We start from the raw sequence: 25,891 nt of genomic DNA on the forward strand, positions 1-25,891 counted from the left end.
CAAAGGCTTTGCTCGCCCTGTTTAAGGCAGGGCCATCGCATATGGCGTCGTACCCCCATCCCTAACCCCTCCCTTCAATAGGGAGGGGAACTTTGCGGTGCCGCCACAACCCGCTAACGTCCAGGAGGAAACGGGCGCGTCGGCGTCCCCCTTCCCCTTGAGGGGAGGGGTTAGGGGTGGGGTTCCTGCCATCTGCCTTCGATGAAACTTTCATATGCGACCACCCTCCCGTCCGCGCGGAGAGGATGCCGGCAGGCAGGTGAGGGGCGGCATGAACTTGCTGGGCTGGCTCCACCCCTCATCCGGCCCTTAGGCCACTTTCTCTCCGTGAACCGGGAGAAGGAAGGAGCTCAAGCCGCCGCGGGCCTGCGTCCCGCCGCCGTCGCCAGTTCGCGGATGCCGGGCTCGATATGCTGCAGCGCGATCGAGGAGATGCCGAGCCGCATGAAGCGCGTCGGCCTGTCCGAGCGGTCGAAGAAGCGGTCGCCCGGCTCGATGATGACGCTGCGGCTTGCCGCCACCGAGGCGAGCTCGCGCGAATCCGTGCCGCGCGGACCTTCCAGCCACAGCGAGGTGCCGCCGGCCGAGTCGGTCGAGCGCCATTCCGGCAGGAACGCGTCGATCGCGTGGACAAGACGCTTGCGCCTTTCCTCGAAGGCCGCCGACAGGCGCCTGACCAGCGCCTCGTGATGGCCGAGCGACAGGAACAGCGCCACCGCGCGCTGGTTGTTGGCCGGGGGATGCCGCAGCATGAAGCGGCGCAGCGCCCTCAGTTCAGCGATCAGGTCGGCGGAGGCGACGATGTAGCCGAGCCTCAGGCCCGGAGCCAGCGTCTTCGACATCGAGCCGACATAGATGACGCGGCCGGATCGGTCGACGCTCTTGAGCGCCTGCTGCGGTGCCTCGTCCAGCAACTGGCTGTCGTAGCCGTCCTCGATGATGATCTGGTTGTGCTGGTTGGCGCGCGACAAAAGGTCCTGCCGCCGCTCGGCCGACAGCGGCACCATGGTCGGGCAATGGTGGCTTGGCGTGACGAAGACGAAATCGGCGTCGTTGGAAATCGCCGACGTGACGATGCCGGACTGGTCCACCGGCACCGGCTGGACGTTGGCGCCCGCGAGCTTGAAGATCGAGCGCGCGTCCGGATAGCCGGGGTCCTCCATTGCCACCTTCGAACCCTTGGTCATCAAGAGCGTGGCGAGCATGTAGAGCGCGTTCTGCGCGCCGAGCGTGACGATGATCTCGTCGGGATTGGCGAAGATGCCGCGCCGCGGCAGCAGCCGTGCCTGGATCTGCTCGATCAGCAGCGGGTCGTCGCGGTCGACCATGTCGGACGCCCAGTTGCGGATCTCCAGCACCGCCAGCGCCATGCGGTTGCACTCGCGCCATTCGGCGGTTGGAAACAGCGCCGGGTCGAATTGGCCGTAGACGAAGGGATAGGACGACTTGATCCAGTTGTCGTGCTTGGCCGGTGGCGGCATGTCGCTGGCGACGATCTGGCGGCGCTTCTTCCAGTCGATCTCATTCGACTGCTCGGGCGTCTTCTGCGGCTTGGCCGGCGTGGTCAGCACTTCGGGATTGACGAAGTGGCCGCGCCGCTCCTTGGCGATGAGGAAGCCCTGGTCCACGAGCTGCTGGAAGGCGAGAACCACCGTGCCGCGCGCCACGCCGAGCTTCTCGGCGAGGATGCGGCAGGACGGCAGCGGCATCGAGGCGGCGATCTGCCGGTCGAGGATCGCGGCGACGATCGCCTGGCGGATCTGCGCCTGAAGGGTCTGCCCGGACTCCGGAGAAATGCGGAACAGGCCCGACCATATGGCCGTGTCATTGCGCTGTGGCATAAAATTCCTCCTGGATCGGTCAGTCTTTTCCGGCTTTGTGGACCAGCGGAGACTAAGCCTGGCATAAGGGGTTGCGCCAATCAATTTTTCTGATTTATCCGATTTATGCCAGTGATCCATCGCCCATCCGGGCGCTCGCGAAGAACGGTTGAAACGGCCGCGCTTAAGGACGATAGTCCGCGCGCTTCGGCTTCTGCCAAAGGCAGGCGCCAAGCTGGTTTGTTCAATGCACCAGGAGCCTGACGTGGACCGCACCGCCTTCGCCAAGCAGCTTACCGCCCTCAAGGCGCACCGGGATGCGCTGCCCACCGACATGCGCGCGGTCTTCGCCGCCGATCCGGGCCGCTTCGGCCGCTTCTCGGTGAACGACGGCGATCTCCTGCTGGACTATTCGAAATGCGCCGTCGACCAGAAGGCGATGACCATGCTGGGCGAACTGGCGGCCGCCGCCGGCGTCGAGGAAAAGCGCGCGGCCATGTTCGCCGGCAGGCACATCAACATCACCGAGGACCGCGCGGTGCTGCACACCGCCCTGCGCAACCTCGACGGCAAGGGGCTGCATGTCGACGGGCAGGACATCCAGAAGGACGTCCGCTCGGTCCTCGACGCGATGGCCGCCTTCGCCGACGCGGTCCGCTCCGGCAAGGCTGCGGGCGCGACGGGCAAGACAATCACCGACGTGGTCAATATCGGCATCGGCGGCTCCGACCTCGGCCCGGTCATGGCGACGCTGGCGCTGGCGCCCTACCATGACGGCCCGCGCTCGCACTACGTGTCGAACATCGACGGCGCGCACATGCACGACACGCTGAAGGGGCTCGATCCCGAGACGACGCTGTTCATCATCGCGTCGAAGACCTTCACCACCGTCGAGACCATGACCAATGCCGAGACGGCCCGCCGCTGGGTCGAGGCGAAGCTCGGCAAGGACGCGGTGGCGCATCACTTCGCCGCCGTCTCCACAGCGCTCGACCTCGTCGCCAAGTTCGGCATCCAGAAGGACCGGGTGTTCGGCTTCTGGGATTGGGTCGGCGGCCGCTATTCGGTCTGGGGCGCGATCGGCCTGCCGGTGATGATCGCAGTGGGGACAAAGAATTTCCGCGAATTCCTGGCCGGCGGCCACGAGATGGACGAGCATTTTTTGCACACGCCGCTGGAAAAGAACCTGCCGATGCTGCTCGGCCTCGTCGGCTTCTGGCACCGCGTCGTGTGCGCCTATCCGGCCCGCGCGATCATCCCCTACGACCAGCGCCTGTCGCGCCTGCCGGCCTATCTGCAGCAGCTCGATATGGAATCGAACGGCAAGAGCGTCACCGTGGATTCCAAGCCCGTGACGACCCCAACCGGGCCGCTGGTCTGGGGCGAGCCCGGCACCAACGGCCAGCACGCCTTCTTCCAGCTTCTCCATCAGGGCACCGACACCATTCCGGTCGAGTTCATGGTCGCCGCGATCGGCCACGAACCTGACCTGAAGCATCATCACGACCTGCTGCTGGCCAATTGCCTGGCGCAATCCGAGGCGCTGATGAAGGGCCGCACGCTGGAGGAGGCCCGCGCGCAGATGCTGGCCAAGGGCCAGAAGCCGGATTTCGTCGACCGCATCGCGCCGCAGCGTGTCTTTGCCGGCAACAGGCCTTCGATAACCCTCGTCTACCGCGAACTCGACCCGCGCATGCTCGGCCGTCTGATCGCGCTCTACGAGCACCGCGTCTTCGTCGAAGGCGTTCTCTACGACATCAACTCCTTCGACCAGTGGGGCGTCGAACTCGGCAAGGAACTGGCGACCAGCCTGCTGCCTGTCGTGGAAGGCAAGGAGAGTGCCGCAGGCAGGGATGCCTCGACCGCCGGTCTGGTGGAACACATCCACAAGCTGCGCGGGGAGTAGGGCTCGTTGGCGATCAAGGGAATCCTGTTCGACAAGGACGGAACGCTTGTCGATTTCAATGCCACCTGGTTCGCGGTCGCGGACCTGATGGCGATGGAAGCGGCCGAGGGCGACCGCGCCGGTGCCGACCGCTTTCTCGACATAGCCGGCTACGATTTCGCGGCGAAGCGCTTCAAGGCCGATTCGGTCTTCGCCGCCGGCACCAACCGGGAGGTCGTCGAATTGTGGTTTCCGGGCTTGTCGGCCGAAGACCGGCTCGAGGCGCTGCGCCATTACAACGAGATGACAGCCATCCAGGGATCGCAGATGGCGGTGGCGCTGCCGGGCATGGCGCAGGCGCTGGCCGCGCTCCACGCAAGGCCTTACCGCCTCGGCGTCGCCACCAACGATTCGACCGCAGGCTGCGAAAAGACGCTGCTGGCGCTCGGCGTGGCGCAGCTTTTCGACGCCGCCTACGGCTACGATGCCGTCGCCAATCCCAAGCCCGCGCCCGACACGGTGCTCGCCTTCTGTGACCTGACCGGGCTGAAACCTTCGGAGATCGCCATGGTCGGCGACAATCGCCACGACCTCGAAATGGCGCGCGCCGGCGGCTGCGGGCTTGCCGTCGGCGTTCTTTCCGGCACCGGCACCCGCGACACGCTGGCGCCGATGGCCGACGTGGTTCTGGACTCCATCGCGGACCTGCCGGCCTATCTCGAAGGCAAGTAAGCGGCGCCAGCGTTTCCCTGCAGCTTGCGGTGAGGACGGCAGGCGGCAGGCCTGACGAAGGGGTACCTGGCCGTAGAGTGTGGCCTCCTCTTGACGTCGGCGCGGAGATGGGCTCTTGCGCCCACATCTCATCCTCGCCACGCTGCGGAAATTCCGCCCTGGCCATTGATCAAGGAATGTCTCCCCTGCGCAGAGACGAGAAGGTCGGGACGCAAAGCGCCATCGTCATCCCGGCCAAGGGAGCTTGCGACCGCGGGCCGGGATCCATTCCGTGACTTTGATGTTCCGGACTGGATTCCGGATAGCCGACCTGCGCTGCGCTTCGATCGGCTTTCGGGATGACGCCGGGTTTATCGCTGGCGCTGCCTTATGAGGTATCGAGCGCTGCCGACGATGCCGGACGGCCTGCGTGCAAGGCAGGCGTCTTCCGAACGACAAACGGATGGGTCGCGTTGGGCAGCGTGACCGCCTGCATCAGCAGGGCCATGAGCAGCAGCGCCAACGCGCGCAGACGAGCTGCGAGGCGCAAGGCGTCTTCGGCCGTGTCCTGCCCGCCGGCCGAGACCGGCGGGCCGGGGCCGATGAGAAAATCATGCGCCGCTGCCTCAGCGACACTCAGAACACCGAGCAGATACCGGCGGCGAGGAGCGGGAAGGCCGGCGGCGATGTCGGCCAGATCGGCGAGGGAAAACAGCAGCGCCACGATGCGCCCCAGCACATCATAGCCTCCGTCTGTTCCCCAGTCCTCCATTCCGGCCTCCTGTTCGGCGGACCAAGTATGGAAGAGGCAGGAGAGGTGTGGAGAGATTTTTTCGCCGACGCTCTCGCTCTTCGTCATCCTCGGGCAAGCCCGAGCGCAGCGAAGGGCGCGACCCGGGGATCCATGCCTGACCATTGGTGAGGGCCAGCGCGGTGTAGAATGAAGCACCTTCTGCACCGCCTCATTTCGCGAAAACCGTTCCGGCATGGATCCTCGGGGCAGGTCCGAGGATGACGAGGGGTCCTCCTGTTCGGGCCAAGTATCGGGAGAGGTAGTGAGGGTGTGGAGAGATCGTGCAACCTCCTCCATCTGCGTCATTCCGCTGCGCGGCCACGGAATGACGGCCTCTGTGCACCGCCTCATGCGGCCGAGCCATTCCGGCATGGTCCTCGAGGTGGGTACGAGGACGACGAATTCGAGCAGGCCAGGTATCGGGGAGGCGTGGAGGTCGTGGAGGTATAGGACTTTCTGTTGGCATCGACTGGCCGTCGATCCGGCGCTGTTGACGCGGCAATAATACCCGGATAAAATATATTCATGTCGAATACAGTCACACCATGCACCGTCACTGCCTTTGCCGGCCAAAGACTGCTCGCTGCCGGTCCGGTGATCGAAGTCGCTTTGGCCGTCAGGGCAGCCGCCGCCATGAACGGCGATGCCGCGCTGCTCGTCTTCGATGACCGCACCGGGCGGCAGGTCGATTTCGACCTCAGCGGTAGCGAAGCGGATATTCGTGGGCGACTGACGTCCATAGACGAAAAGCCTGAGCCCGAAACGCTTTCTGCCAGGCGGTCGCCGGGCCGGCCGAAGCTCGGCGTCGTGGCACGGGAGATCACGCTGCTGCCGCGCCATTGGGAGTGGCTGGGGGAACAGCCGGGCGGTGCGTCGGTGACGCTGCGCAGGCTGGTCGACGCGGCGCGCGGTGCGGGCGACGGTGCCGCTACGGCGCGCAAGGCGCGCGAGGCGGCGGACCGGTTCATGGGAGCGATGCTGGGCAACCAGCCGGGCTACGAGGAAGCGAGCCGCGCGCTCTATGCCGGCGACCGTAACCGTTTCCTGGAACTGAGCGAGGCCTGGCCCGCCGATCTGCGCGACCACGCGAGACGGCTGGCGAAGCCGGGGTTTTAGCCATCAACGGGACGTTGGGATCGGCGCTTCCTCCGCTGATATGGGCAATTGCATATGGGGTTGCACCCCCACCCCTAACCCCTCCCCACAAGGGGGAGGGGGACTCGGTGTCGGCTCCACGATGCGCCGTTATTGCCAATTTGCACGAAACGAGGATGTCGGCGTCTCCCTCCCCCTTGTGGGGGTCCGCAGGACGGGCGAGACGCGTGGCTCGCCCAGGCAAGGACAGGGGTGGGGTGAGCGGCAGTCGAAGGATGGCGGTGAGCGACAGTTGAAGGTTTCGAAGGCGATGGCTCGCACCTCAAGGGGAGGCCGCGCCGCTCCTATCCCCGCAATTCTCGTCTGAGAATCTTCCCCACCGGGGTCTTCGGCAGCTCGGTGCGGAACTCGATATATTTCGGGCGCTTGTAGCCGGTCAGGTTTTCCTTGCAGTAGGCGGTGAGCATCTCCGCCGTCAGCGCCGGGTCCTTTTTCACCACGAACAGTTTCGGCACCTCGCCGGACCGTTCGTCCGGCACGCCGATCGCGGCCACCTCCAGCACGCCGGGATGGCGCGCCACCACGTCCTCCAGCTCGTTCGGATAGACGTTGAAGCCGGAAACCAGGATCATGTCCTTCTTGCGGTCGACGATCTTGGTGTAGCCGTTGAGGTCCATGAAGCCCATGTCGCCGGACTTGAAGTAGCCGTCCTTGGTCATGACCTTCGCGGTCTCGTCGGGCCGATTCCAGTAACCGGCCATCACCTGCGGCCCGCGGATGCAGATTTCGCCGACCTCGCCGAGCGGCACGACCTCGCCGTCGTCGTCGCGGATGGAGATTTCGGTCGAGGGGATCGGCAGGCCGATCGTGCCGGTGTAGTCGCCGGCGCTGCATTTGTTGGCGGTCGCCACCGGAGAAGTCTCCGACAGGCCGTAGCCCTCGGTGATGTGGCTGCCGGTCGCTGCCTTCCAGCGGTCGGCCACGGCCTTCTGCACCGCCATGCCGCCGGCCAGGCTGAGCGTCAGGGAGGAAAAGTCCAGCTTGCGGAAATCGTCATTGTTGAGCAGCGCGTTGAACAGCGTGTTGAGGCCGGGCAGGACATGGAACGGCTGTTTGGACAGTTCCTTCACGAAGCCCGGAATATCGCGCGGGTTGGGAATGAGGACGTTGCAGGCGCCCTGCTGCATGCCCATCAGCGCGTTCACTGTCAGCGCGAAGATATGGTAGAGCGGCAGCGCGCAGATATAGGTGAGATGCGCCGGCTTCGGCTTGACGGTGAAGGCGTCCTCGACCCACAGCGCAAGCTGTACGACATTGGCCAGCACGTTGCGGTGCAGCAGCGTGGCGCCCTTGGAGATGCCGGTCGTGCCGCCCGTATATTGCAGGAAAGCGACATCGTCGGGCCTGACCTCGACAGGCTTGAGCGCCAGCCGCGCGCCCTGCTTCAGGGCGGCGGAAAACCGCACATGGCCGGGCAGGGACCAGGCCGGCACCAGTTTCTTGACCCGGCGCACGACGAAATCGACGACCATGCCCTTCGCGCCGCCCAGCATCTCCCCCATCGAGGCGACGACGACGGTCCTGACCTGCGTGCGCGCCACGACGGCCTGCAGGGTGGCGGCGAAATTCTCCAGGATGACGATCGCTTCCGCGCCGGAATCGGTCAGCTGGTGCTCGAGTTCGCGCGGCGTGTAGAGCGGGTTGACGTTGACGACGACATAGCCGGCCCGAAGCACGGCCATCATGGCGATCGGATATTGCAGCACGTTCGGCATCATCAGCGCGACGCGCGCGCCCTTCTTCAGGCCCCGTGCCTGAAGCCATGCGCCGAACATCGCGGAAAGCCGCTCCACCTCGGCGAAGCTGAGCGTCTTGCCCATGCAGGTGAAGGCCGGGTTGGCCGCATAGTGACGGCAGGATGAAACCAGAAGCTCGCCGATGGACTGGTTGGGCAGCGGGCCGATCTCTTGCGCCATGTTGCCGGGATAGCTGGCAAGCCAGGGCATTTGCGGCTGCCCGGATGCGAGATCGGCGATCGCCTTGGGCAGGGATTTCGGCGCGACCTTCTTCGGCGAAGGGGCAGTTTCCGCTGCGCCTGCCTTCGTCTTTCCGATCGCGGCGGTCTTGCCGGATGACGATGCGCGTTGCCGGTCCTTCGAGGTCTTGCCGGCCTGTGCGACCTGCCGGGCGGCTGGCTTGCGCGCCGCCGCCTCGCCCTTCGGCTTCGCCTCCGCCGTTTCCGCCGCCTCCGGCTTCGCGCCGGCTTTCCCCGGCTTCGCCGCCGCGGCTTTGCCGGTCCTTCCAGCGCCGGTCTTTCCAGCGGCTTTCGGCGTGGTCGTCTTCGAGTGCTTGGCCACCCTCGCTCCTCCCTTGGCCCGTCGGCAGCGGCATTCCCGATCAGGGCAGTCGCGCAGGCTTCCGGGCTTTGTTGTTATGTATGGTGACAATCCGCAAGCGTGCAAGCCATGACGCCGCGGCAACCGGCTCGTGGGCCGGCGTCGCTGCCCGCGCGATCGACCGGGACGGCGGAAGCGATCGATGCCGGATTGGATTCTTTTTGCCGATCACGCAAAAAGACAGGGTTTGACATTCGCGTGATATATCAGAATTGCGAGTTTTGAACTACCGGAACCGCATACGTTGGAATTTTTTTCTACTTACCTTGCGTTCGGCAGGCGGGGAGTTCCAAAGGCCGAAAAACGGTGCTTATATGCGGCCTTCACGAGCCTGATAGAGGGGCTTGGAAACAATCAGGGAGTGCTCAATGAAAACGAAACTGGCTTTTGCGGCCGCGTTGCTGGCCGCAAGCATGCTGGGGGGCGTCGCCAACGCAAAGACGCTGGTCTACTGCTCGGAAGGGTCGCCGGAAGGCTTTGACCCCGGCCTGTACACCGCCGGCACCACCTTCGACGCCTCGTCGCGGACCGTCTACAACCGCCTCGTCGAGTTCAAGCACGGCTCCACCGAGATCGAGCCCGGTCTGGCCGAAAGCTGGACCATTTCCGACGACGGCAAGGAATACACCTTCAAGCTGCGTCAGGGCGTCAAGTTCCAGACCACCGACTTCTTCACGCCGACGCGCGACTTCAACGCCGACGACGTGGTCTTCTCCTTCGAGCGCCAGCTCAAATCCGACAATCCCTGGAACAAGTATGTCGCCGGCGCGAGCTGGGAATACTCGGCCGGCATGGGCTTCCCCGATTTGATCAAGTCGGTCGAGAAGGTGGACGACCACACGGTCAAGTTCGTGCTCAACCGCCCCGAAGCGCCGTTCCTGGCCGACCTCGGCATGGATTTCGCCTCGATCCTGTCCAAGGAATACGCCGACAAGCTGGCCGCCGACGGCAAGATGGAGCAGATGAACCAGATGCCGCTCGGCACCGGTCCGTTCACCTTCGTCGCCTACCAGCAGGACGCGGTGATCCGCTACAAGGCCAATGCCGACTACTGGAACGGCAAGCCGAAGATCGACGATCTCGTCTTCGCCATCACCACGGACGCCTCCGTGCGTCGCCAGAAGCTCGAGGCCGGCGAGTGCCAGATCTATCCGTATCCGAACGCGGCCGATGTCGAGGCGCTCAAGAAGAACCCCGACCTGAACGTCGAGGAGCAGGCAGGGCTCAACGTCGCCTATCTCGCCTACAACACGCTGGTCGCACCCTTCGACAAGGCCGAGGTGCGCAAGGCGCTGAACATGGCGATCAACAAGAAGGCGATCGTCGACGCCGTGTTCGAAGGCCAGGCGCAGGTCGCCAAGAACCCGATCCCGCCGACCATGTGGTCCTATGACGACTCCATCAAGGACGACGCTTACGACCCCGACGCCGCCAAGAAGATGCTTGCCGACGCCGGCGTCAAGGATCTCAAGATGAAGATCTGGGCGATGCCCGTCTCGCGTCCCTACATGCTCAACGCGCGCCGCGCCGCCGAATTGATGCAGGCCGACCTCGCCAAGGTCGGCGTCACCGCCGAGATCGTCACCTATGAATGGGCCGAGTATCTCAAGCGCTCGTCCGACAAGGACCGCGACGGCGCGGTGATCCTCGGCTGGACCGGCGACAACGGCGACCCGGACAACTTCCTCGACACGCTGCTGGGTTGCACCGCCGTCGGCGGCAACAACCGCGCCCAGTGGTGCAACAAGGAGTTCGACGACCTGGTCAAGAAAGCCAAGCAGACGTCGGATCAGGCCGAGCGCACCAAGCTCTACGAGCAGGCCCAAGTGATCTTCAAGAAGGAGGCGCCCTGGGACACGATCGACCATTCGACGACGTTCATGCCGATGTCGAAGAAGGTCACCGGCTATACCCAGGATCCGCTCGGCATCCACCGCTTCGACAACGTCGACATCGCCGAGTAAGGCGTTCATCGCGTCCGGCTTCGGTCGGACGCGACCCTTTCGCCCCGGTTGGTGGACGCCACCGGGGCGAAGTGCCATAGGATTTCGATGCTCAAGTTCTTTCTTGGCCGTGTGCTGGTCCTTGTCCCGACCTTCATCGGGGTTTCGATCATCGCCTTTTCCTTTATCCGGCTGCTGCCCGGCGATCCGGTGATGCTGATGTCGGGCGAGCGGGTGATGAGCCCGGAGCGGCACGCCCAGATCATGCACGAACTCGGCATGGACCGGCCGATGGTCATGCAGTACCTGTCCTATATCGGCGGCATATTGAGGGGCGATTTCGGCACCTCCGTCGTCACCAAACAGCCGATCCTGCACCAGTTCTTCACGCTGTTTCCGGCAACGCTGGAATTGTCGCTCTGCGCCATCATCCTCGCCATCGTGCTCGGCATCCCCGCCGGCGTGTTCGCCGCCATCAAGCGCGGCTCCTTCTTCGACCAGAGCGTGATGGGCGCGGCCCTCGTCGGCTATTCCATGCCGATCTTCTGGTGGGGCCTGCTGCTCATCATCCTGTTTTCCGGCATCCTGCGCTGGACGCCGGTGTCGGGCCGCATCGACCTGCTCTATTTCTTCCCGCCGGTCACCGGCTTCATGCTGATCGACTCGCTGCTGTCGGGGCAGAAGGGCGCCTTCGCGTCGGCCGCCAGCCACCTGATCCTGCCGACCATCGTGCTCGGCACCATCCCGCTCGCCGTCATCGCGCGCCAGACCCGCTCGGCGATGCTGGAGGTGCTTTCGGAAGACTATGTTCGCACGGCGCGCGCGAAGGGCCTGTCGCCCTTTCGCGTCGTCGGCATCCACGCGCTGCGCAACGCCATGATCCCGGTCATCACCACCATCGGCCTGCAGGTCGGCGTGATGCTGGCCGGCGCGATCCTGACGGAATCGATCTTCTCGTGGCCCGGCATCGGCAAGTGGATGGTGGATTCGGTGTTCAAGCGCGACTATCCGGTCATCCAGGGCGGTCTGCTGCTGATCGCCGGCATCATCATGCTCGTCAACCTGCTCGTCGACCTCGCCTACGGGCTGGTCAACCCGCGCATCAGGCATTGAGGGCGCGATGACAGAGGCTGCGACCAAGACCGTTTCCCCGCTCGACGAGATGTCGCCGCGCCGGCGCCAACTCGCCGAGTTCTGGTTCTATTTCTCCGAGAACAAGGGCGCCGTCATCGGCCTCTGGTTCTTCGTCATCCTGGTGATCCTGGCGCTGCTGGCGCCCCTGATCGCCCCGCACGAACCCTATCTCCAGTACCGCGACGCCGTGCTGGTGCCGCCGGTCTGGCAGGAAGGCGGTCGCTGGGAATACCTGCTCGGCACCGACGCGGTCGGTCGCGACATTCTCTCCCGGCTTCTGTTCGGCGCCCGCTATTCGCTGTTCATCGGCATCGTGGTCACCGCCATCGCCATGGCCGCGGGCGTGCTGGTCGGCGTCGTCGCCGGCTATTTCCGCGGCTGGATCGACACCGTCATCATGCGGCTGATGGACATCATCCTGGCCTTTCCCTCGCTGCTGCTGGCACTGACGCTGGTGGCCGTGCTGGGGCCGGGCCTGAACAACGCCATGATCGCCATCGCGCTGGTCTACCAGCCGCATTTCGTGCGCCTGACGCGCGCGGCGGTCATGTCGGAGAAGACCCGCGACTACGTGATTGCCTCGCGCGTCGCCGGCGCCGGACCGCTCAGGCTGATGTTCAGGACCATCCTGCCCAACTGCATGGCGCCGCTGATCGTGCAGGGGACGCTCTCCTTCTCCAACGCCATCCTCGACGCGGCTGCGCTCGGCTTCCTCGGCATGGGCGCGCAGCCGCCGACACCTGAATGGGGAACGATGCTGGCCGAGGCGCGCGAATTCATCCTGCGCGCCTGGTGGGTGGTGACGCTGCCGGGCATCGCCATCCTGGTGACGGTGCTGGCCATCAACCTGATGGGCGACGGCCTGCGCGACGCCCTCGACCCGAAGATGAAGAGGTCGTGACGATGCCCCTTCTCGAAATCGAAAACCTCGTCGTCGAGTTCGATACCGCCTCCGGCCCGTTCCGGGCTGTCGACGGCGTGTCGCTGTCGGTCGATGCGCGCGAGGTTCTGGCGATCGTCGGCGAGTCCGGGTCGGGAAAATCCGTCTCCATGCTGGCGGTCATGGGGCTGCTGCCCTGGACGGCGAAGGTGTCGGCCGACAAGGCATTGTTCAACGGTCGCGACATGCTGGGCATGGACGCCGCCGAGCGCCGCAAGATCATCGGCAAGGACATCTCGATGATCTTCCAGGAGCCGATGGCGAGTCTCAATCCCTGCTTCACCGTCGGCTTCCAGATCGAGGAGGTGCTGCGCTTCCATCTCCATATGAACAAGAAAGAGCGCCGCGCCCGTGCCATCGAACTGTTCACGCAGGTCGGCATTCCGCAGCCGGAGGAGCGGCTTTCCTCCTACCCGCACCAGATGTCGGGCGGCCAGTGCCAGCGCGTCATGATCGCCATGGCGATCGCCTGCAATCCCAAGCTGCTGATCGCGGACGAACCGACCACGGCGCTTGACGTCACCATCCAGAAGCAGATCCTCGACCTGCTCATGCGTCTCCAGGCCGAGCACGGCATGGGTCTGATCATGATCACCCACAATATGGGCGTCGTCGCCGAGACCGCGGATCGCGTCATCGTCCAGTACAAGGGCCGCAAGATGGAGGAGGCGGACGTGCTGTCTCTCTTCGAGAACCCGAAGCACAAATATACGCGCGCGCTTCTGTCGGCGCTTCCTGACAACGCCACCGGCGACCGTCTGCCCACCATCGCCGGACTGATGGCCGAGGGCGAATTCATGACGGTGACGCCGCGATGACCGAGGACAGGAGCAAGGCTGCGACAGGTCCCGCAACCGCCGGCCCGATCGTCGTCGAGGGACGGGACATCAAGCGCGACTACGTGGTGCCCGGCACGCTGTTCAAGGAGGGGCGCACCGTCCACGCGGTCAAGGGCGTGTCCTTCAAGGTCGAGAAGGGCAAGACGCTGGCCATCGTCGGCGAGAGCGGCTGCGGCAAGTCCACGCTGGCGCGCATCATCACGCTGATCGACCCGGCGACCGCCGGCGAACTCTATCTCGACGGCAACAAGGTCGACATCACGAAGGGCAGGCCGTCGCCCGAGCTGCGCCGCAAGGTGCAGATCGTCTTCCAGAACCCCTACGGCTCGCTCAACCCGCGCCAGAAGATCGGCGACGTGCTGATGGAGCCGCTGGTCATCAACACCGACATGCCGGCCGCCGAGCGGCGCGACCTCGCCATGCAGATGCTGGTCAAGGTCGGACTGGAAGAGAAACACTTCAACCGCTATCCGCACATGTTCTCCGGCGGCCAGCGCCAGCGCATCGCCATCGCCCGCGCGCTGATGCTGAAACCCAGCCTGCTGGTGCTGGACGAGCCGGTCTCGGCGCTCGATCTTTCGGTGCAGGCCCAGGTGCTGAACCTGCTGGCCGACCTGCAGGACGAGTTCCAGCTTACCTACGTCTTCATCAGCCACGACTTGTCGGTCGTGCGCTACATCGCCGACGACGTGATGGTGATGTATTTCGGCGAGGCCGTGGAATACGGCAGCCGCGACGAGGTCTTCTCCAACCCGCAGCACAGCTACACGAAGACCCTGTTCGCCGCCACGCCGCGCGCCGACGTGGACAGCATCAAGGCGCGGCTGGCGAAGAAGAAGGCGGCGTGAGCCCGCGCCGAAGACAGTAACGTTCTCTGCCCAAAAGGCATTGGATCGGACCCGCGGGGTTCGCAAGCCCGACCGGGCGCCGCGCGGTCAGCGCGCCCCATCGGAGCCGTGAGCGAAGCGAACTGGCGTGAGATCAAACAAATGGTGCGGTCGGAAGGAGAAAACCCGAACTCGTCCTCCTACGCCAAGGCTTCGGGGGACACTCCTTCGTCCAACGATCTGCGGGTGGCTTGCCACCCGAAGCTCGAAGAGCGAAGGGTGGTGCCGCTTAGGTGACTCGAACACCTGACCCTCGCATTACGAATGCGATGCTCTACCAACTGAGCTAAAGCGGCCCGGCGGGCGCTGTGCCCGCGAGAATGCCGGGTGAATAGACGCAAGCTCGCGCAATTTCAAGATGGCTTGTCGCCGATTCTCCGGGGTATGACCACCGCCGCTGGCCTCGCTGACGCTGTGCGCTACATGGCTGGAGGCCGAAACGTCACGGCTCCGTCTTGCTATGCGGGCCTGATCGCGGTGGTGGGCGAGGGACGAAGAAACGTTGATTGATCGGCCGGCTGCGGCTAACGATCATTGCTGACGCAGCGTCGCGCAAAGGACAACCGCTTGGACCCAATAGAAAAAGCGATCCGCAACGCCTTCGAGAAGGGCAACGCCGACGATCGGGCGTTCCGCGAAAAGGTCTACCGATCGGCATTCGCCGCGCTCGACCGCGCCTTGCAGGCCAATCCCAACGTCACGGTGGAAAACGCCATCAAGCGGCGCAAGGCCATGCAGGCCAAGATCGCCGAGATCGAATCCGAATTCCTGCCGGCCGTCGCGGTTCCCGGCGCGGAAGGGGAGCCGACCGGAACGGCGGCTCCCTCGGTCGATTCGCCGGCGTCGCTGGGCGCGGCGCAGAGCGGCCCCGCGGTCGCGCCGCCGGTTTCGTCCTCGGGTCAACGCGTCGAGCCGTCGCTCGACGGCCCGGCTTCCGGCAATCCATCCGCCGCCGCGCCGGTGACGCCCGAACCGACGCTCGACCGCCGCGCAGACCGGGAGGGGACGTCTTCGCCGCCCGGCGCGGCGGAGGTCGCGCCGGATCGCGATGAGCGCAGGGCGCGCCGCAGGCGGTTCCCGCTGGCAGGCGCCCTGGTCGGTCTCGTCGTGCTGGCGGCTCTCGGCGCCGGTCTGTGGTGGCTGGTGCAAATGGGAATCATCAAGACCGGACGGTCGCCCGGCCAGCCGCCTTCGAGCGCGCAGGAGGCCGCCGCCGTCCCGCCCGCCGGCTCCACCGAGCCGCTGAAGCCCGGCCAGGCGGACGACGGTCGCGACTGGATCATCGTTTTCTCTCCGTCGGACCCGACGCTGGCGCGCGCGCCCTCCGACGCGAAGGTCGAGGCGATGAAGGACGACACCGGCGCCTTCCTGCGCATGCGCTCCGGCGCGTCCGGGGCGGCCGTGAGCTTCGATGTGGGGCAGGGCATTCTCGATCAACTCGCCGGCAAGCACGCCGTGTTCGACATCGTCGCCCGCGCCGAGGAGGGCAAGGACACGCAGATGTCGGTGGACTGCGATTTCGGCGCGCTCGGCGATTGCGGGCGCAAGCGCTATGCGGTCGGCCACGTCAGGAACGAATATCTGTTCGAGGTCGACTTCCCCGACAAGAGCCCCGGCGCTGCCGGCTCCATCGCCATCAATTCCGATTTCGACAAGCAGGGCAAGTCGGTCGACATCTACGAGATCAGGGTGACGGCAGGCGATTGATCTCGTCGAGCAGGGCTTGCAGCGTCTCGATGCGGTCGGCCTCGGCCGCCGGCTTGTCCCAGCGCAGGCGCGAGATGCGCGGAAAGCGCATGGCGACGCCCGATTTGTGGCGGGTCGAGCGGTTCAGCCCCTCGAACGCCACTTCCAGCACCAGCCCGCTGCGCCTGTCGGCGCGCACGGAGCGCACCGGCCCGAACCGCTCGACCGTGTTGTCGCGCACATATTTGTCGATCTGCCTGAGTTCCTCGTCGGTGAAGCCGAAATAGGCCTTTCCCACCGGCACCAGTTCCTCGCCGCCTTCGGGACCGGACCAGACGCCGAACGTATAGTCGGAATAGAAGGACGAGCGCTTGCCGTGCCCGCGCTGGGCGTACATCAGCACCGCGTCGATCGTGTGCGGATCACGCTTCCATTTGAACCAGGGACCCCGGGGCCGGCCGGCCAGATAGGCCGAATCCCACCGCTTCAGCATCACGCCTTCGATGATCGGATGTGGCGGGCCGGCACGGGCCGTTTCCAGCTCGGGCCAGTCGCGGAAAGCCACCAGCGGCGACAGGTCGAAGCGGATGGGGTCGAGTTCGCCGATGAAGCCCTCCAGCCGCTTTCGCCGTTCACTGAAGGGGAGGGCGCGCACGTCCTCCTCGCCGTCCTGCAGCATGTCGTAGCAGCGCACGAAGGCGGGGTAGCGCTCGCGGATTTTCGCCGATACGGACTTGCGGTTCAGCCGCTGCTGCAGGTCGGAAAAAGTGCCGGTGGCCGAAGGCGCGCCGACGAGCAGTTCGCCGTCGAGCACGCCTGAAAAATCGATCGCGCCGGCGAGGTCGGGGAAAGCGCCGGCAATGTCGTCGCCGGTGCGCGAATAGAGGCGCGCCACGCCCCCCTCCGCCACCACCTGGACGCGGATGCCGTCCCATTTCCACTCGGCGGCGTAGTCGGCCGGATCGAGTTTTTCGAGATCGCGCTCCTCTATGGCATGCGCCAGCATGACCGGACGAAACAGCCCGCTTGCCGTCTTCTCCGGCTTCGGCGCCTTGCCCTCCAGCCAGGCGAACAGCGTCTCGTAGGGCGGCGCCAGGCCGTGCCACAGCTCCTCGATCTCGGCCACGTCGACCTGGCCGAACTGCGCCAGCGCCTGCTTGGCGAGCCGCGCCGACACGCCGATGCGCAACCCGCCGGTGACCAGCTTGATGATGGCGAAGCGCGCCGAAGCGTTGTCGGCGCTGTCGAGCAGGCGGGCCAGCACCTTCGGTCCGTCGGAGCGGCTGGCCGACTGCAGCGCGCCGACGACGGCGGCGAGGGTGAGGTGATGCTCCGTGTCTGTGCCCGATGATGTACCCCCACCCCTGACCCCTCCCCTCAAGGGGGAGGGGGATTCCGCAGCGACTGCTTCATCTGAGGCTCTCGGCGACGGGTCGGCGGAAACGCCAAGTTCCCCTCCCCCTTGAGGGGAGGGGTTAGCGGTGGGGGTATCCCGCTCCGGCCACACCAGCGAAACCGTCTCGGCGAGATCGCCGACATAGTCGTAGGAATAGCCGAACAGCACCGGGTCCATGCGCTCCATCACCAGTTGCCTGAGCATGGCCGGCTTGACGGAAGCGATGTTGAGGTCACCCGTGATGGCGGCCAGCGCCAGGCCCCGGTCGGGGTCCTCGGTCGCGCGGAAATAGTCGACGAGCAGGGTGAGCTTGCCGTTGCGCGACGGCGTCAGCACCAGGCGGTCGAGAAGATCGGCGAAGCGGTCCATCAATCCCCCTCGTCCTCGTAGCCGACGAGATGCAGCGGCCGCGCCGCGATGCCTTCCAGCTCGCACCAGCGCACCAGCGCCTCCTCGCGTCCGTGCGTGACCCATACCTCGCCGGCGCCGGTGTCGCGGATGGTGGCGGTCAGTTCGTCCCAGTCGGAATGGTCGGAGATGATGAGCGGCAGCTCCACGCCGCCCTGCTTGGCGCGCTGTCGGATGCGCATCCAGCCCGAGGCGAAGCACGACAGCGGATCGGGAAAGCGCCGCGCCCAGCGGTCCTGGAAGGCGGAGGGCGGGCCGACGACGATCGCGCCGGCGAAATCGCCCTTCTTGCCGGTCTCGACCGTGGCCGGCTCCAATTCGCCGAGATCGATGCCCTCGCTTTGGTAGTAGTCCGACAGCTTCGCCAGCGCGCCGTGGATGTAGAGCGGCCTGTCATAACCGGCGTCGCGCAGAAGCCGCATGACGCGTTGCGCCTTGCCGAGCGCGTAGGCGCCGATCAGATGCGTGCGCTCCGGAAACTGCGCGACGGATTTCAGCAGCTTGTCCGCTTCCTCCCGCGCGGGCGGATGGCGGAAGACGGGAAGGCCGAACGTCGCTTCGGTGATGAAGACGTCGCAGCGCACCACCTCGAACGGCTGGCAGGTCGCGTCCGGCGCGCGCTTGTAGTCGCCGGAGGCGACGATCCGCAACCCGCCGTACTCCACCGCGATCTGCGCCGAGCCCAGCACATGGCCGGCCGGGTGAAAGGTGACGGCGACGCCGTTCAAATCGATCGTCTCGCCGAAGCCGGCGGCCTGCGTCGATCCGGCGAAGCCGTCGCCGTAGCGCAGGGCCATGATGTCGAGCGTCTGGCCGGTGGCCAGCACGGCGCGATGGCCGGCGCGCGCGTGGTCGGAGTGGCCGTGGGTGACGAGCGCGCGCGCCACCGGCCGCACCGGATCGATGAAGAAATCGCCAGGCGGGCAGTAGAGGCCTTCGGGACGGGGGCAAAGCAGTTCGCTGGGACGCATGGGCTTGAAGATAGGCTTTTGTCGCGCCCGGAAAAGCCGTGCGTTTCAGTCTGCTGACTCCATCTTGCAAGTTTTCGCCAGCCGGATATAGCAGCGCGCACCGGCGATTTCCGCTGGCGGAACCTTCGAAAAATGAAACCGCTCCAGGCTTCGTCCGGCGACGTGCTCGCCGATCGTCGTGCCGATTATGCGGAGATGCTGTTTGCCTCGGGCGACCATGCGCCTGCCGCGGACCTGCTGCGGGGCGCACTGGAGCTTGCGCCGGCATGGGCGCTGGGCTGGTTCCGGTTGGGAGAAATGTACGAGGCGGCCGGCGATTTCAGCGCGGCCGGCAACGCCTGGGAAACCGCCCGCGGGCTCGACCCACAGGACAGGGCGGGCGCCGGCCTGAAGCTCGCGCTCATCGGTCAGATCCCGGAACCCGAGGCGCCGCCTTCCGCGTTCGTCGAAGCCCTGTTCGACCGGTACGCGGACAAGTTCGATGCGTCCCTTGTCGACAAGCTCGGCTACCGGGTGCCGGGGCTTCTGTTCGACGCCCTCCAGGCCCAGGCAGCGCGTCGCTTTCGCCTGGCGCTCGACCTCGGCTGCGGCACCGGCCTGATGGGCGAAAGGCTGAGGCCGGTCAGCGAACGGCTCGAAGGGATCGACATTTCCGCCGCCATGCTGAGGAAAGCGCGTGCCAAGCGCCTCTACGACCGGCTGGAAAAGGTGGACCTGCAGGATTTCCGCCATGCGGGCGACGCGCCCGACCTCGTCACCGCCGCCGACGTCTTCCTCTATGTCGGAGACCTTGCCGGCGTCGCCGCCGCCGTTTCGCGCCTGCTTGCGCCGGGCGGACTCTTCGCCTTCTCGGTCGAGAAGCTGGCCGAGGGCGAGGAATACGCCCTCCAGCCGTCGCGGCGCTACGCCCATGCGGAAGGCTATTTGCGGCGCGTGCTTGGCGGAGCGGGATTGGAGGTCCTGTCCTTGCAGGAGCACAACATCAGGCATGACAGGCGGCAGCCGGTCGCGGGATTGATCGTGGTGGCGGCGCGTTCGCCTTGATTTCGGCTGTCCGGCACCCCCACCCCTCCCCACAAGGGGGAGGGGGACTTTGCGACGGTGTCACGCCGCGCCAACGCTGGCGATCCCGGGCGAAACGGCGGTGTCACCGTCTCCCTCCCCCTTGTGGGGAGGGGTTAGGGGTGGGGGTGCAGCAGCGTATGTGATTTCCTAATGGGTCCTCGCGACCGTCGATCCCCTTTTGTTCCAGATTCTCCTTGGCGTTCCTGTCCCGGCGCGCTACCTCTGGGGGCGTGACCGCAAAGCCGTGCATCGCCGAAACCGAGACCGTCGCCCGCTTGCCGGAACCTTTCGTCAAATGGTTCGCGGGCAAGGGGTGGTCGCCGCGCGCGCATCAGCTTGAACTCTTGGCGCGCAGCCAGGCCGGGCAATCGACGCTGCTGATCGCGCCCACCGGTGCCGGCAAGACGCTGGCCGGCTTCCTGCCCTCGCTGACGGAACTGGCGGAGCGGCCGAAGCGCAAGCCCGGCGAGCGGCACCGCGGCATCCACACGCTCTACATCTCGCCGTTGAAGGCGCTCGCCGTCGACATCGAGCGCAACCTCGGCAAGCCGGTCGATGAGATCGGGCTGCCGATTTCGATCGAGACCCGCACCGGCGACACGCCCGCTCACAAGCGCCAGCGCCAGAAACTGGTGCCGCCGGACATCCTGCTCACCACACCCGAGCAGCTTGCCCTTTTGATCGCCGGCAGCGATGCGCGGCGCTTCTTCGAGGACCTGCGCTACGTCGTCTTCGACGAGCTGCATTCGCTGGTGACATCCAAGCGCGGGCACCTGCTGGCGCTCGGGCTGGCGCGGCTCAGGACCTTCAAGCCGGACCTGCGCGCCATCGGGCTATCGGCGACGGTGGCGGAGCCGGACGAACTGCGGCGATGGCTGGTGGGGCAGCACATCCTATCCCCTGAAGCCAACGGCTGCACACCCCCACCCCTAGCCCCTCCCCACAAGGGGGAGGGGGACTCTGCTGTGATGCCGCAGTCAGCCGGCGATGGCGATTTTGGACGAAGCGGCGGCGGCTGCGTCTCCCTCCCCCTTGTGGGGAGGGGACAGGGGTGGGGGTATGCCGGCACGGGTGAAGGCCTTGTTGGAGCAGATGACAAAATGGCCGGCCTCGTCACAGTGGCCGGCGGCGCGAAGCCCGACATTTCCATTCTCGACTCCGAACAGCGCGTGCCCTGGGCCGGGCATTCGGCACGCTACGCCGTTCCCGAAATCTATGAGGAAATCCGCCGCCACAAGACGACGCTGCTGTTCGTCAACACGCGCAGCCAGGCCGAACTGCTGTTCCAGGAACTGTGGCGCGTGAACGAGGAGTCGCTGCCGATCGCGCTGCATCACGGCTCGCTCGACGTCGGCCAGCGCCGCCGCGTCGAGAAGGCGATGGCCGACAATGCCCTGCGCGCCATCGTCGCCACCTCGACGCTCGACCTCGGCATCGACTGGGGCGACGTCGACCTCGTCGTCCATGTCGGCGCGCCGAAGGGGGCGAGCCGGCTGGCGCAGCGCATCGGCCGCGCCAACCACCGCATGGACGAGCCGTCCAAGGCGATCCTGATTCCGGCCAATCGGTTCGAGGTGCTGGAGTGCCGTGCGGCGCTGGATGCCAACTATCTCGGCGCGCAGGACACGCCGCCGCTGCTGGCCGGTTCGCTCGACGTGCTCGCCCAGCATGTGTTGGGCACCGCCTGCGCCGCGCCCTTCCGTGCGGACGAGCTCTATGCCGAGGTGACCAGTGCGGCGCCCTATGCCGGGCTGGCGCGCAAGGACTTCGACCGCGTCGTCGATTTCGTCGCCACCGGCGGCTACGCCTTGCAGAGTTACGAGCGCTACGCCCGCATCAGGAAGACGAAGGAGGGGCTGTGGCGCGTCACCCATCCGCGCATCGCCCAGCAGTACCGGCTGAACGTCGGCACCATCGTCGAGATGCCGGAACTGAACGTGCGCTATGTGCGGCAGGGCCGCATGGCCGGCCATGGCGGCAGGGTGCTGGGCAAGGTCGAAGAATATTTCGCCGAGACGCTGCGGCCCGGCGACAATTTCCTCTTCGCCGGCAAGGTGCTGCGCTTCGAGGGCATCCGCGAGAGCGAGTGCATCGTCTCAAGCGGCGGCTCCTCGGCGCAGATCATCGTGCCGTCCTACGCGGGCGGAAAGTTTCCGCTCTCCACCTATCTCGCCGACCAGGTGCGCGCCATGCTGGCCGATCCCGAGCGTTGGCAGGCGCTGCCCGAGCAGGTGGCCGACTGGCTGCGGCTGCAAAAGGACAAATCGATGTTGCCGAGGCGCGGCGACCTTCTGGTCGAGACGTTTCCGCGCAACGACCGCCATTTCATGGTCTGCTATCCGTTCGAGGGGCGGCTGGCGCACCAGACGCTCGGCATGCTTCTGACACGCCGGCTGGAACGGGCGGGCGCCCGCCCGCTCGGCTTCGTCGCCACCGACTATTCGCTGGCTGTGTGGGCGCTGGACGACATGGGTGCGCTGTTCGGAGTGGGAAAACCGTCGCTCGGGCAATTGTTCGACGAGGACATGCTGGGCGACGACCTCGAGGAATGGCTGAACGACAGCTGGATGCTGAAGCGCATGTTCCGCAACTGCGCGGTCATCTCCGGCCTGATCGAGAAGAAGTTTCCGGGCCAGGAAAAGACCGGACGGCAGGTGACGGTCTCGGCCGACCTGATTTACGACGTGCTGCGCAGCCACGAGCCGGACCACATCCTGCTCCAGGCGACGCGCGCCGACGCGCAGGCCGGCCTGCTCGATGTCAGCAGGCTTGCCGACATGCTCTCGCGCATCAAGGGCCGAATCGTGCATAAGCCGCTGGAGCATATCTCGCCGCTCGCCGTGCCGGTGATGCTGGAAATCGGCCGCGAGACGGTGAACGGCGGCGCCAACGAGAGCCTTCTGATGGAAGCGGCAGACCTGGTCAGCGAAGCGATGGGCGAGGCGCACGACGACGCGCCGGCGCGGCTCGGGCCGACCGTCGTCCTGCATGGCACGGCCTCGAGGGACGCCAAGCGGGAACGGCGCGGCGTCGGCACCGCCGACTACGGCCGCCGGAGCATCGGACCGAGATGACCGCCGTCCTTCGCGCCAGGGCGATGGCCGCAACCGGACTCGCCGGCGTCGCCGGCGAGTGCGCCTTGTGCGACCGCTCCGGCGTGCTCTATTTCCCGGATCTGCGGCTGCTCTGCGTCTCGGACCTGCATCTGGAGAAAGGCTCCGCCCTGGCCCGCCGCGGCGCGCTGATCCCGCCCTACGACACGGCGGCGACGCTGGCGCGGCTGGCCGAGGCGGTTGCCCATTACCAGCCGCGCATCGTCGTCAGCCTTGGCGATTCCTTCCATGACGGCTGGGGCGCCGAGCGCCTGCCGCTGCCGTTCCGCGCAACGCTGGAAGCGCTGATGGCCGGCCGCGACTGGTTCTGGATCGCCGGCAACCACGACCCGGACGCGCCGGCCGACCTGCCGGGGGAGACGGTGATGGAACTGGCCGTCGGCGCGCTGCGCTTCCGCCACGAGCCGTCGCGGGGCGCGGCGGAGGGCGAGGTGGCCGGCCATCTGCACCCTTGCGCCCGCATCGTCCAGCGCGGCCGCTCGGTGAAACGGCGCTGCTTCGCTGGCGACGGCTCCCGCATCGTCATGCCGGCCTTCGGCGCCTATACCGGCTCGCTCAACGTGCTCGACCGCGCCTATCACGGCCTGTTTCGTGCCGAGACGCTTGTCGCCTATATGCTTGGCGCCGATCGCGTTTTCGCCATGCCGGGCTCGATGCTCCGGGCGGGGTGAACTATCTTGCGACCAGCGCGTCGCCGAGGAAAAGCCGCTCGGCGGCCCGCGCCTCCTGCCTGACGAATTCGGCCAGCGCCCGGATGCGCGGCGTCGCCGATACGTCCTGGTGGCTGACGCACCAGTAGTCACGGTCGAGATAGACGTCGCGGGCCAGCACCGGCACGAGATCGGGATACAGCGAGCCCATGAAATGCGGCAGCACGCAAAGGCCCACCCCATGCAGCGTGGCGCGCAACTGCGCGTGGATCGACGAGCTTTGATAGGTGGCGCGCAGGCCGGGCAGGATCTCGCGATGATAGTCGAGGCCGGGCGTGAAGATCATGTCCTCGATGTAGCCGATCATGCGGTGCGTCAGCAGGTCCTCGCGTTTCTCGATCGGCGGGTGGCTGTCGAGATAGGAGCGCAGCCCGTAGACGAACAGCCGGTAGGTGGTGATCTTCTCGTAGCGGTAGAAATCCGTGCGCGGCGAGGTCAGCGTGATCGACATGTCGGCCTCGCGCTTGGACAGCGAGACGATCTGCTGGATCGTGACCATTTCGATCGACAGGTTGGCGTGCGCCTCGGCGAAGCGCGGCAGCCGGTCGGCGAGGAAGTAGTTGCCGAAGCCCTCGAGCGTGGAAAGCCGCACCACGCCGGTGACCGGCGAGGCGCCGCTCGACGCCTCGTTGCGGAAACTGTTGGCTTCGCGCTCGATCTGCTCGGCCGATTGCACCAGCCGTTCGCCGACGGCGGTCAGCATGTAGCCGCGCGGATTGCGCTCGAACAGTTTTGCCGACAGCGCCTGTTCCAGCCGGTCGATGCGCCGCGAGACAGTGGCGTGGTTGGTGCGCAATTGCCGGGCGGCGCTGGCGAGCTGGCCGCTGCGCGCCACCGCGAGGAAGAATTGCAGATCGTCCCAGGTGAAGCGGCGCATCAGATGGCACCGGCGGTTTTACCAGACGCGACGCCGTTTTTCCCCCGCAAGGAGTGATCTGTAAAATTACCCCCACCCCTGACCCCTTGTAACTTGTCGTGTGCCGCATCTGCTAAGATTGGGGAAGCGGTGGCGCACGAGAGGCCGCGGACCCTTTGGGCGGCAGAGCCCGGTGGGGAGCAGGGGTCGTCGTGCGCCGTTCCATCGAACCCGAACAGTCGCCTGGGCCGCAAGCGAAGCCCGATTAGGCAAGGATGGGACAGGATGGACGCTTTCGTCGTGGGGATCGATGTTTCGAAGGACCGTCTGGACGTGCATGTGGCGCCGGATGGGAAGGCCTTCTTCGTGGCCAATGATGCGGCGGGTATCGAGGCACTGGCCGGCCGGCTTTGCGAGATGGCGGTGAAGCTGGTCGCGCTGGAGGCGACGGGCGGCTTCGAACGGCTGGCGGCGGCGGCGCTTTCGGCGGCGGGTCTGCCGGTCGCCGTCGTCAACCCGGCCCAGGTGCGTTCGTTCGCCGACGCGCTGGGCAAGCGCGCCAAGACCGATCCGATCGACGCGGCCGTGATCGCCCGCTTCGCAGCCGCCAGCGGCGTCGAGGCGCGGCCGTTGCCGGACGCGCAGGGCCGGCTGCTGGCCGATCTCGTCGCCAGACGGCGGCAGATCATGACCATGCTGGTGGCTGAGGAGGCACGGCTCAAGCGTGCCGCCGAGCGCGAGCTTAAGAAGAGCATCACCCGGCTGATCGCAGCGCTCAGGCGCGAACTGGACAGTCTCGACGAGAGCCTCGACGCCCTCATCCGCAAGTCGCCGCTGTGGCGCATCAAGGAAGACCTGCTCGTCTCTGTGCCCGGCATCGGCAAGCGCATCGCACGCACCCTCATCGCCGACCTGCCCGAGCTCGGCAGGCTCGGCGGCAAGGAGATCGCATCGCTGGCGGGGCTGGCCCCCTTCACCAGGCAATCCGGCACTTGGCGCGGCAAGAGTTTCATCGGCGGCGGCCGCACACACGTGCGCGCCGCCCTCTTCATGGGCGCCCTCGTCGCCGCCAGGCGCAACCCCGTCCTCAAAGCCTTCCGCGACAGGCTGGTCATGGCCGGAAAGCCGAAAATGGTGGCCATCATCGCCGTCGCCCGAAAGCTCCTCACCATCCTCAACGCCATCATCCGGGACCAAAAGCCGTGGCAACCAACTTGATTTCCAAGACAGTCGCTCCCCACAA

At 66.2% G+C, this 25,891-nt stretch carries 18 protein-coding genes, 1 tRNA gene and 1 pseudogene; 13 read left to right on the forward strand and 7 right to left on the reverse strand.

The window, feature by feature from the left end; translation table 11 throughout:
- Nucleotides 1-350: 350 nt before the first annotated feature.
- On the reverse strand, nt 351-1,841 hold the full coding sequence (gene pdxR / locus ABMA46_RS15585; RefSeq protein ID WP_349000669.1) for a MocR-like pyridoxine biosynthesis transcription factor PdxR: 1,491 nt from the start codon (nt 1,839-1,841) through the stop codon (nt 351-353).
- 226 nt (nt 1,842-2,067) lie between these two features.
- On the opposite strand from pdxR, the gene pgi reads away from it, so the two are divergent.
- Together pgi and ABMA46_RS15595 are read left to right on the forward strand one after the other, a co-directional pair.
- On the forward strand, nt 2,068-3,726 hold the full coding sequence (gene pgi, locus ABMA46_RS15590; RefSeq protein ID WP_349000671.1) for a glucose-6-phosphate isomerase: 1,659 nt from the start codon (nt 2,068-2,070) through the stop codon (nt 3,724-3,726).
- Nucleotides 3,727-3,732: 6 nt separating this feature from the next.
- Nucleotides 3,733-4,437: an HAD family hydrolase gene (locus ABMA46_RS15595; protein ID WP_349000673.1), complete on the forward strand. Its 705-nt coding sequence runs from the start codon at nt 3,733-3,735 to the stop codon at nt 4,435-4,437.
- Nucleotides 4,438-4,804: 367 nt separating this feature from the next.
- Here the strand turns inward: ABMA46_RS15595 and ABMA46_RS15600 are convergent, their stop codons facing one another.
- On the reverse strand, nt 4,805-5,275 hold the full coding sequence (locus ABMA46_RS15600) for a hypothetical protein (RefSeq protein ID WP_349000675.1): 471 nt from the start codon (nt 5,273-5,275) through the stop codon (nt 4,805-4,807).
- Nucleotides 5,276-5,734: 459 nt separating this feature from the next.
- On the opposite strand from ABMA46_RS15600, the gene ABMA46_RS15605 reads away from it, so the two are divergent.
- Entirely contained in the window at nt 5,735-6,325 is a 591-nt protein-coding gene (locus ABMA46_RS15605; protein ID WP_349000677.1) for a DUF2239 family protein, read from the forward strand.
- Nucleotides 6,326-6,648: 323 nt separating this feature from the next.
- Here the strand turns inward: ABMA46_RS15605 and ABMA46_RS15610 are convergent, their stop codons facing one another.
- Nucleotides 6,649-8,661, reverse strand: coding sequence for a long-chain-fatty-acid--CoA ligase (locus ABMA46_RS15610; protein WP_425475758.1), 2,013 nt, complete (start codon nt 8,659-8,661; stop codon nt 6,649-6,651).
- Nucleotides 8,662-9,068: 407 nt separating this feature from the next.
- On the opposite strand from ABMA46_RS15610, the gene ABMA46_RS15615 reads away from it, so the two are divergent.
- From ABMA46_RS15615 to ABMA46_RS15635, 5 genes are all read left to right on the forward strand, one after another.
- The gene (locus ABMA46_RS15615) at nt 9,069-10,664 is read left to right on the forward strand and encodes an ABC transporter substrate-binding protein (protein WP_425475759.1); all 1,596 of its coding nucleotides are present in this window, start codon (nt 9,069-9,071) and stop codon (nt 10,662-10,664) included.
- A gap of 87 nt (nt 10,665-10,751) precedes the next feature.
- Nucleotides 10,752-11,756 (forward strand): ABC transporter permease subunit, encoded by a 1,005-nt coding sequence (locus tag ABMA46_RS15620; RefSeq protein ID WP_349000678.1) that lies wholly within the window; start codon nt 10,752-10,754, stop codon nt 11,754-11,756.
- A 7-nt stretch (nt 11,757-11,763) separates the two neighbouring features.
- Nucleotides 11,764-12,678 carry an ABC transporter permease subunit gene (locus ABMA46_RS15625; protein ID WP_349000680.1) on the forward strand — a complete coding sequence of 305 codons (915 nt, stop codon included), beginning with the start codon at nt 11,764-11,766 and terminating at the stop codon, nt 12,676-12,678.
- Between the two features lie 2 nt (nt 12,679-12,680).
- On the forward strand, nt 12,681-13,535 hold the full coding sequence (locus ABMA46_RS15630) for an ABC transporter ATP-binding protein (protein ID WP_349000681.1): 855 nt from the start codon (nt 12,681-12,683) through the stop codon (nt 13,533-13,535).
- On the forward strand, nt 13,532-14,404 hold the full coding sequence (locus ABMA46_RS15635; RefSeq protein ID WP_349000682.1) for a dipeptide ABC transporter ATP-binding protein: 873 nt from the start codon (nt 13,532-13,534) through the stop codon (nt 14,402-14,404). The genes ABMA46_RS15630 and ABMA46_RS15635 overlap by 4 nt, the downstream gene beginning before the upstream one ends.
- Nucleotides 14,405-14,663: 259 nt before the next feature.
- On the opposite strand, the gene ABMA46_RS15640 is transcribed toward ABMA46_RS15635, so the two are convergent.
- Nucleotides 14,664-14,739: transfer RNA gene (locus ABMA46_RS15640), tRNA-Thr, on the reverse strand.
- A gap of 271 nt (nt 14,740-15,010) precedes the next feature.
- Between ABMA46_RS15640 and ABMA46_RS15645 the strand changes: the two genes are divergently transcribed.
- The gene (locus ABMA46_RS15645) at nt 15,011-16,150 is read left to right on the forward strand and encodes a hypothetical protein (protein ID WP_349000683.1); all 1,140 of its coding nucleotides are present in this window, start codon (nt 15,011-15,013) and stop codon (nt 16,148-16,150) included.
- Here ABMA46_RS15645 and ABMA46_RS15650 read toward each other — a convergent pair.
- The gene (locus tag ABMA46_RS15650) at nt 16,128-17,894 is read right to left on the reverse strand and encodes a cisplatin damage response ATP-dependent DNA ligase (protein WP_349000685.1); all 1,767 of its coding nucleotides are present in this window, start codon (nt 17,892-17,894) and stop codon (nt 16,128-16,130) included. The two genes, ABMA46_RS15645 and ABMA46_RS15650, sit on opposite strands and share 23 nt — an antisense overlap.
- Nucleotides 17,894-18,904 carry a ligase-associated DNA damage response exonuclease gene (locus tag ABMA46_RS15655; protein ID WP_349000686.1) on the reverse strand — a complete coding sequence of 337 codons (1,011 nt, stop codon included), beginning with the start codon at nt 18,902-18,904 and terminating at the stop codon, nt 17,894-17,896. The genes ABMA46_RS15650 and ABMA46_RS15655 overlap by 1 nt, the downstream gene beginning before the upstream one ends.
- 132 nt (nt 18,905-19,036) lie before the next feature.
- Between ABMA46_RS15655 and ABMA46_RS15660 the strand changes: the two genes are divergently transcribed.
- From ABMA46_RS15660 to pdeM, 3 genes and pseudogenes are all read left to right on the forward strand, one after another.
- Entirely contained in the window at nt 19,037-19,948 is a 912-nt protein-coding gene (locus ABMA46_RS15660; RefSeq protein ID WP_349000688.1) for a class I SAM-dependent DNA methyltransferase, read from the forward strand.
- A gap of 251 nt (nt 19,949-20,199) precedes the next feature.
- A pseudogene (locus ABMA46_RS15665) lies at nt 20,200-22,908 on the forward strand (ligase-associated DNA damage response DEXH box helicase); the annotation flags it as partial.
- A gap of 158 nt (nt 22,909-23,066) precedes the next feature.
- Nucleotides 23,067-23,753, forward strand: coding sequence for a ligase-associated DNA damage response endonuclease PdeM (gene pdeM / locus ABMA46_RS15670; RefSeq protein WP_349000709.1), 687 nt, complete (start codon nt 23,067-23,069; stop codon nt 23,751-23,753).
- A 1-nt stretch (nt 23,754) separates the two neighbouring features.
- Here pdeM and ABMA46_RS15675 read toward each other — a convergent pair whose 3' ends face one another.
- Nucleotides 23,755-24,669, reverse strand: coding sequence for a LysR family transcriptional regulator (locus ABMA46_RS15675; protein WP_349000690.1), 915 nt, complete (start codon nt 24,667-24,669; stop codon nt 23,755-23,757).
- A gap of 264 nt (nt 24,670-24,933) precedes the next feature.
- Here ABMA46_RS15675 and ABMA46_RS15680 point away from each other — a divergent pair, with 264 nt between their 5' ends.
- Complete coding sequence (locus tag ABMA46_RS15680; RefSeq protein WP_349000691.1) at nt 24,934-25,866, forward strand: IS110 family RNA-guided transposase; 933 nt, start codon at nt 24,934-24,936, stop codon at nt 25,864-25,866.
- Nucleotides 25,867-25,891: the final 25 nt, after the last annotated feature.

Origin of the sequence: Mesorhizobium hunchu (assembly GCF_040081975.1) — a bacterium.
Taxonomy (GTDB): Bacteria; Pseudomonadota; Alphaproteobacteria; order Rhizobiales; family Rhizobiaceae; genus Mesorhizobium; species Mesorhizobium hunchu.

Bases quoted from the DNA above. Each gene is read 5' to 3' on its own strand.
- ABMA46_RS15600 (WP_349000675.1), bottom strand. From the start codon at position 5,275: ATGACGAAGAGCGAGAGCGTCGGCGAAAAAATCTCTCCACACCTCTCC.
- ABMA46_RS15615 (WP_425475759.1), top strand. From the start codon at position 9,069: ATGAAAACGAAACTGGCTTTTGCGGCCGCGTTGCTGGCCGCAAGCATG.
- pdxR (WP_349000669.1), bottom strand. From the start codon at position 1,841: ATGCCACAGCGCAATGACACGGCCATATGGTCGGGCCTGTTCCGCATT.
- ABMA46_RS15620 (WP_349000678.1), top strand. From the start codon at position 10,752: ATGCTCAAGTTCTTTCTTGGCCGTGTGCTGGTCCTTGTCCCGACCTTC.
- ABMA46_RS15650 (WP_349000685.1), bottom strand. From the start codon at position 17,894: ATGGACCGCTTCGCCGATCTTCTCGACCGCCTGGTGCTGACGCCGTCG.
- ABMA46_RS15660 (WP_349000688.1), top strand. From the start codon at position 19,037: ATGAAACCGCTCCAGGCTTCGTCCGGCGACGTGCTCGCCGATCGTCGT.
- pdeM (WP_349000709.1), top strand. From the start codon at position 23,067: ATGGCCGCAACCGGACTCGCCGGCGTCGCCGGCGAGTGCGCCTTGTGC.
- ABMA46_RS15630 (WP_349000681.1), top strand. From the start codon at position 12,681: ATGCCCCTTCTCGAAATCGAAAACCTCGTCGTCGAGTTCGATACCGCC.
- ABMA46_RS15655 (WP_349000686.1), bottom strand. From the start codon at position 18,904: ATGCGTCCCAGCGAACTGCTTTGCCCCCGTCCCGAAGGCCTCTACTGC.
- ABMA46_RS15635 (WP_349000682.1), top strand. From the start codon at position 13,532: ATGACCGAGGACAGGAGCAAGGCTGCGACAGGTCCCGCAACCGCCGGC.
- ABMA46_RS15675 (WP_349000690.1), bottom strand. From the start codon at position 24,669: ATGCGCCGCTTCACCTGGGACGATCTGCAATTCTTCCTCGCGGTGGCG.
- pgi (WP_349000671.1), top strand. From the start codon at position 2,068: ATGCACCAGGAGCCTGACGTGGACCGCACCGCCTTCGCCAAGCAGCTT.
- ABMA46_RS15605 (WP_349000677.1), top strand. From the start codon at position 5,735: ATGTCGAATACAGTCACACCATGCACCGTCACTGCCTTTGCCGGCCAA.
- ABMA46_RS15625 (WP_349000680.1), top strand. From the start codon at position 11,764: ATGACAGAGGCTGCGACCAAGACCGTTTCCCCGCTCGACGAGATGTCG.
- ABMA46_RS15680 (WP_349000691.1), top strand. From the start codon at position 24,934: ATGGACGCTTTCGTCGTGGGGATCGATGTTTCGAAGGACCGTCTGGAC.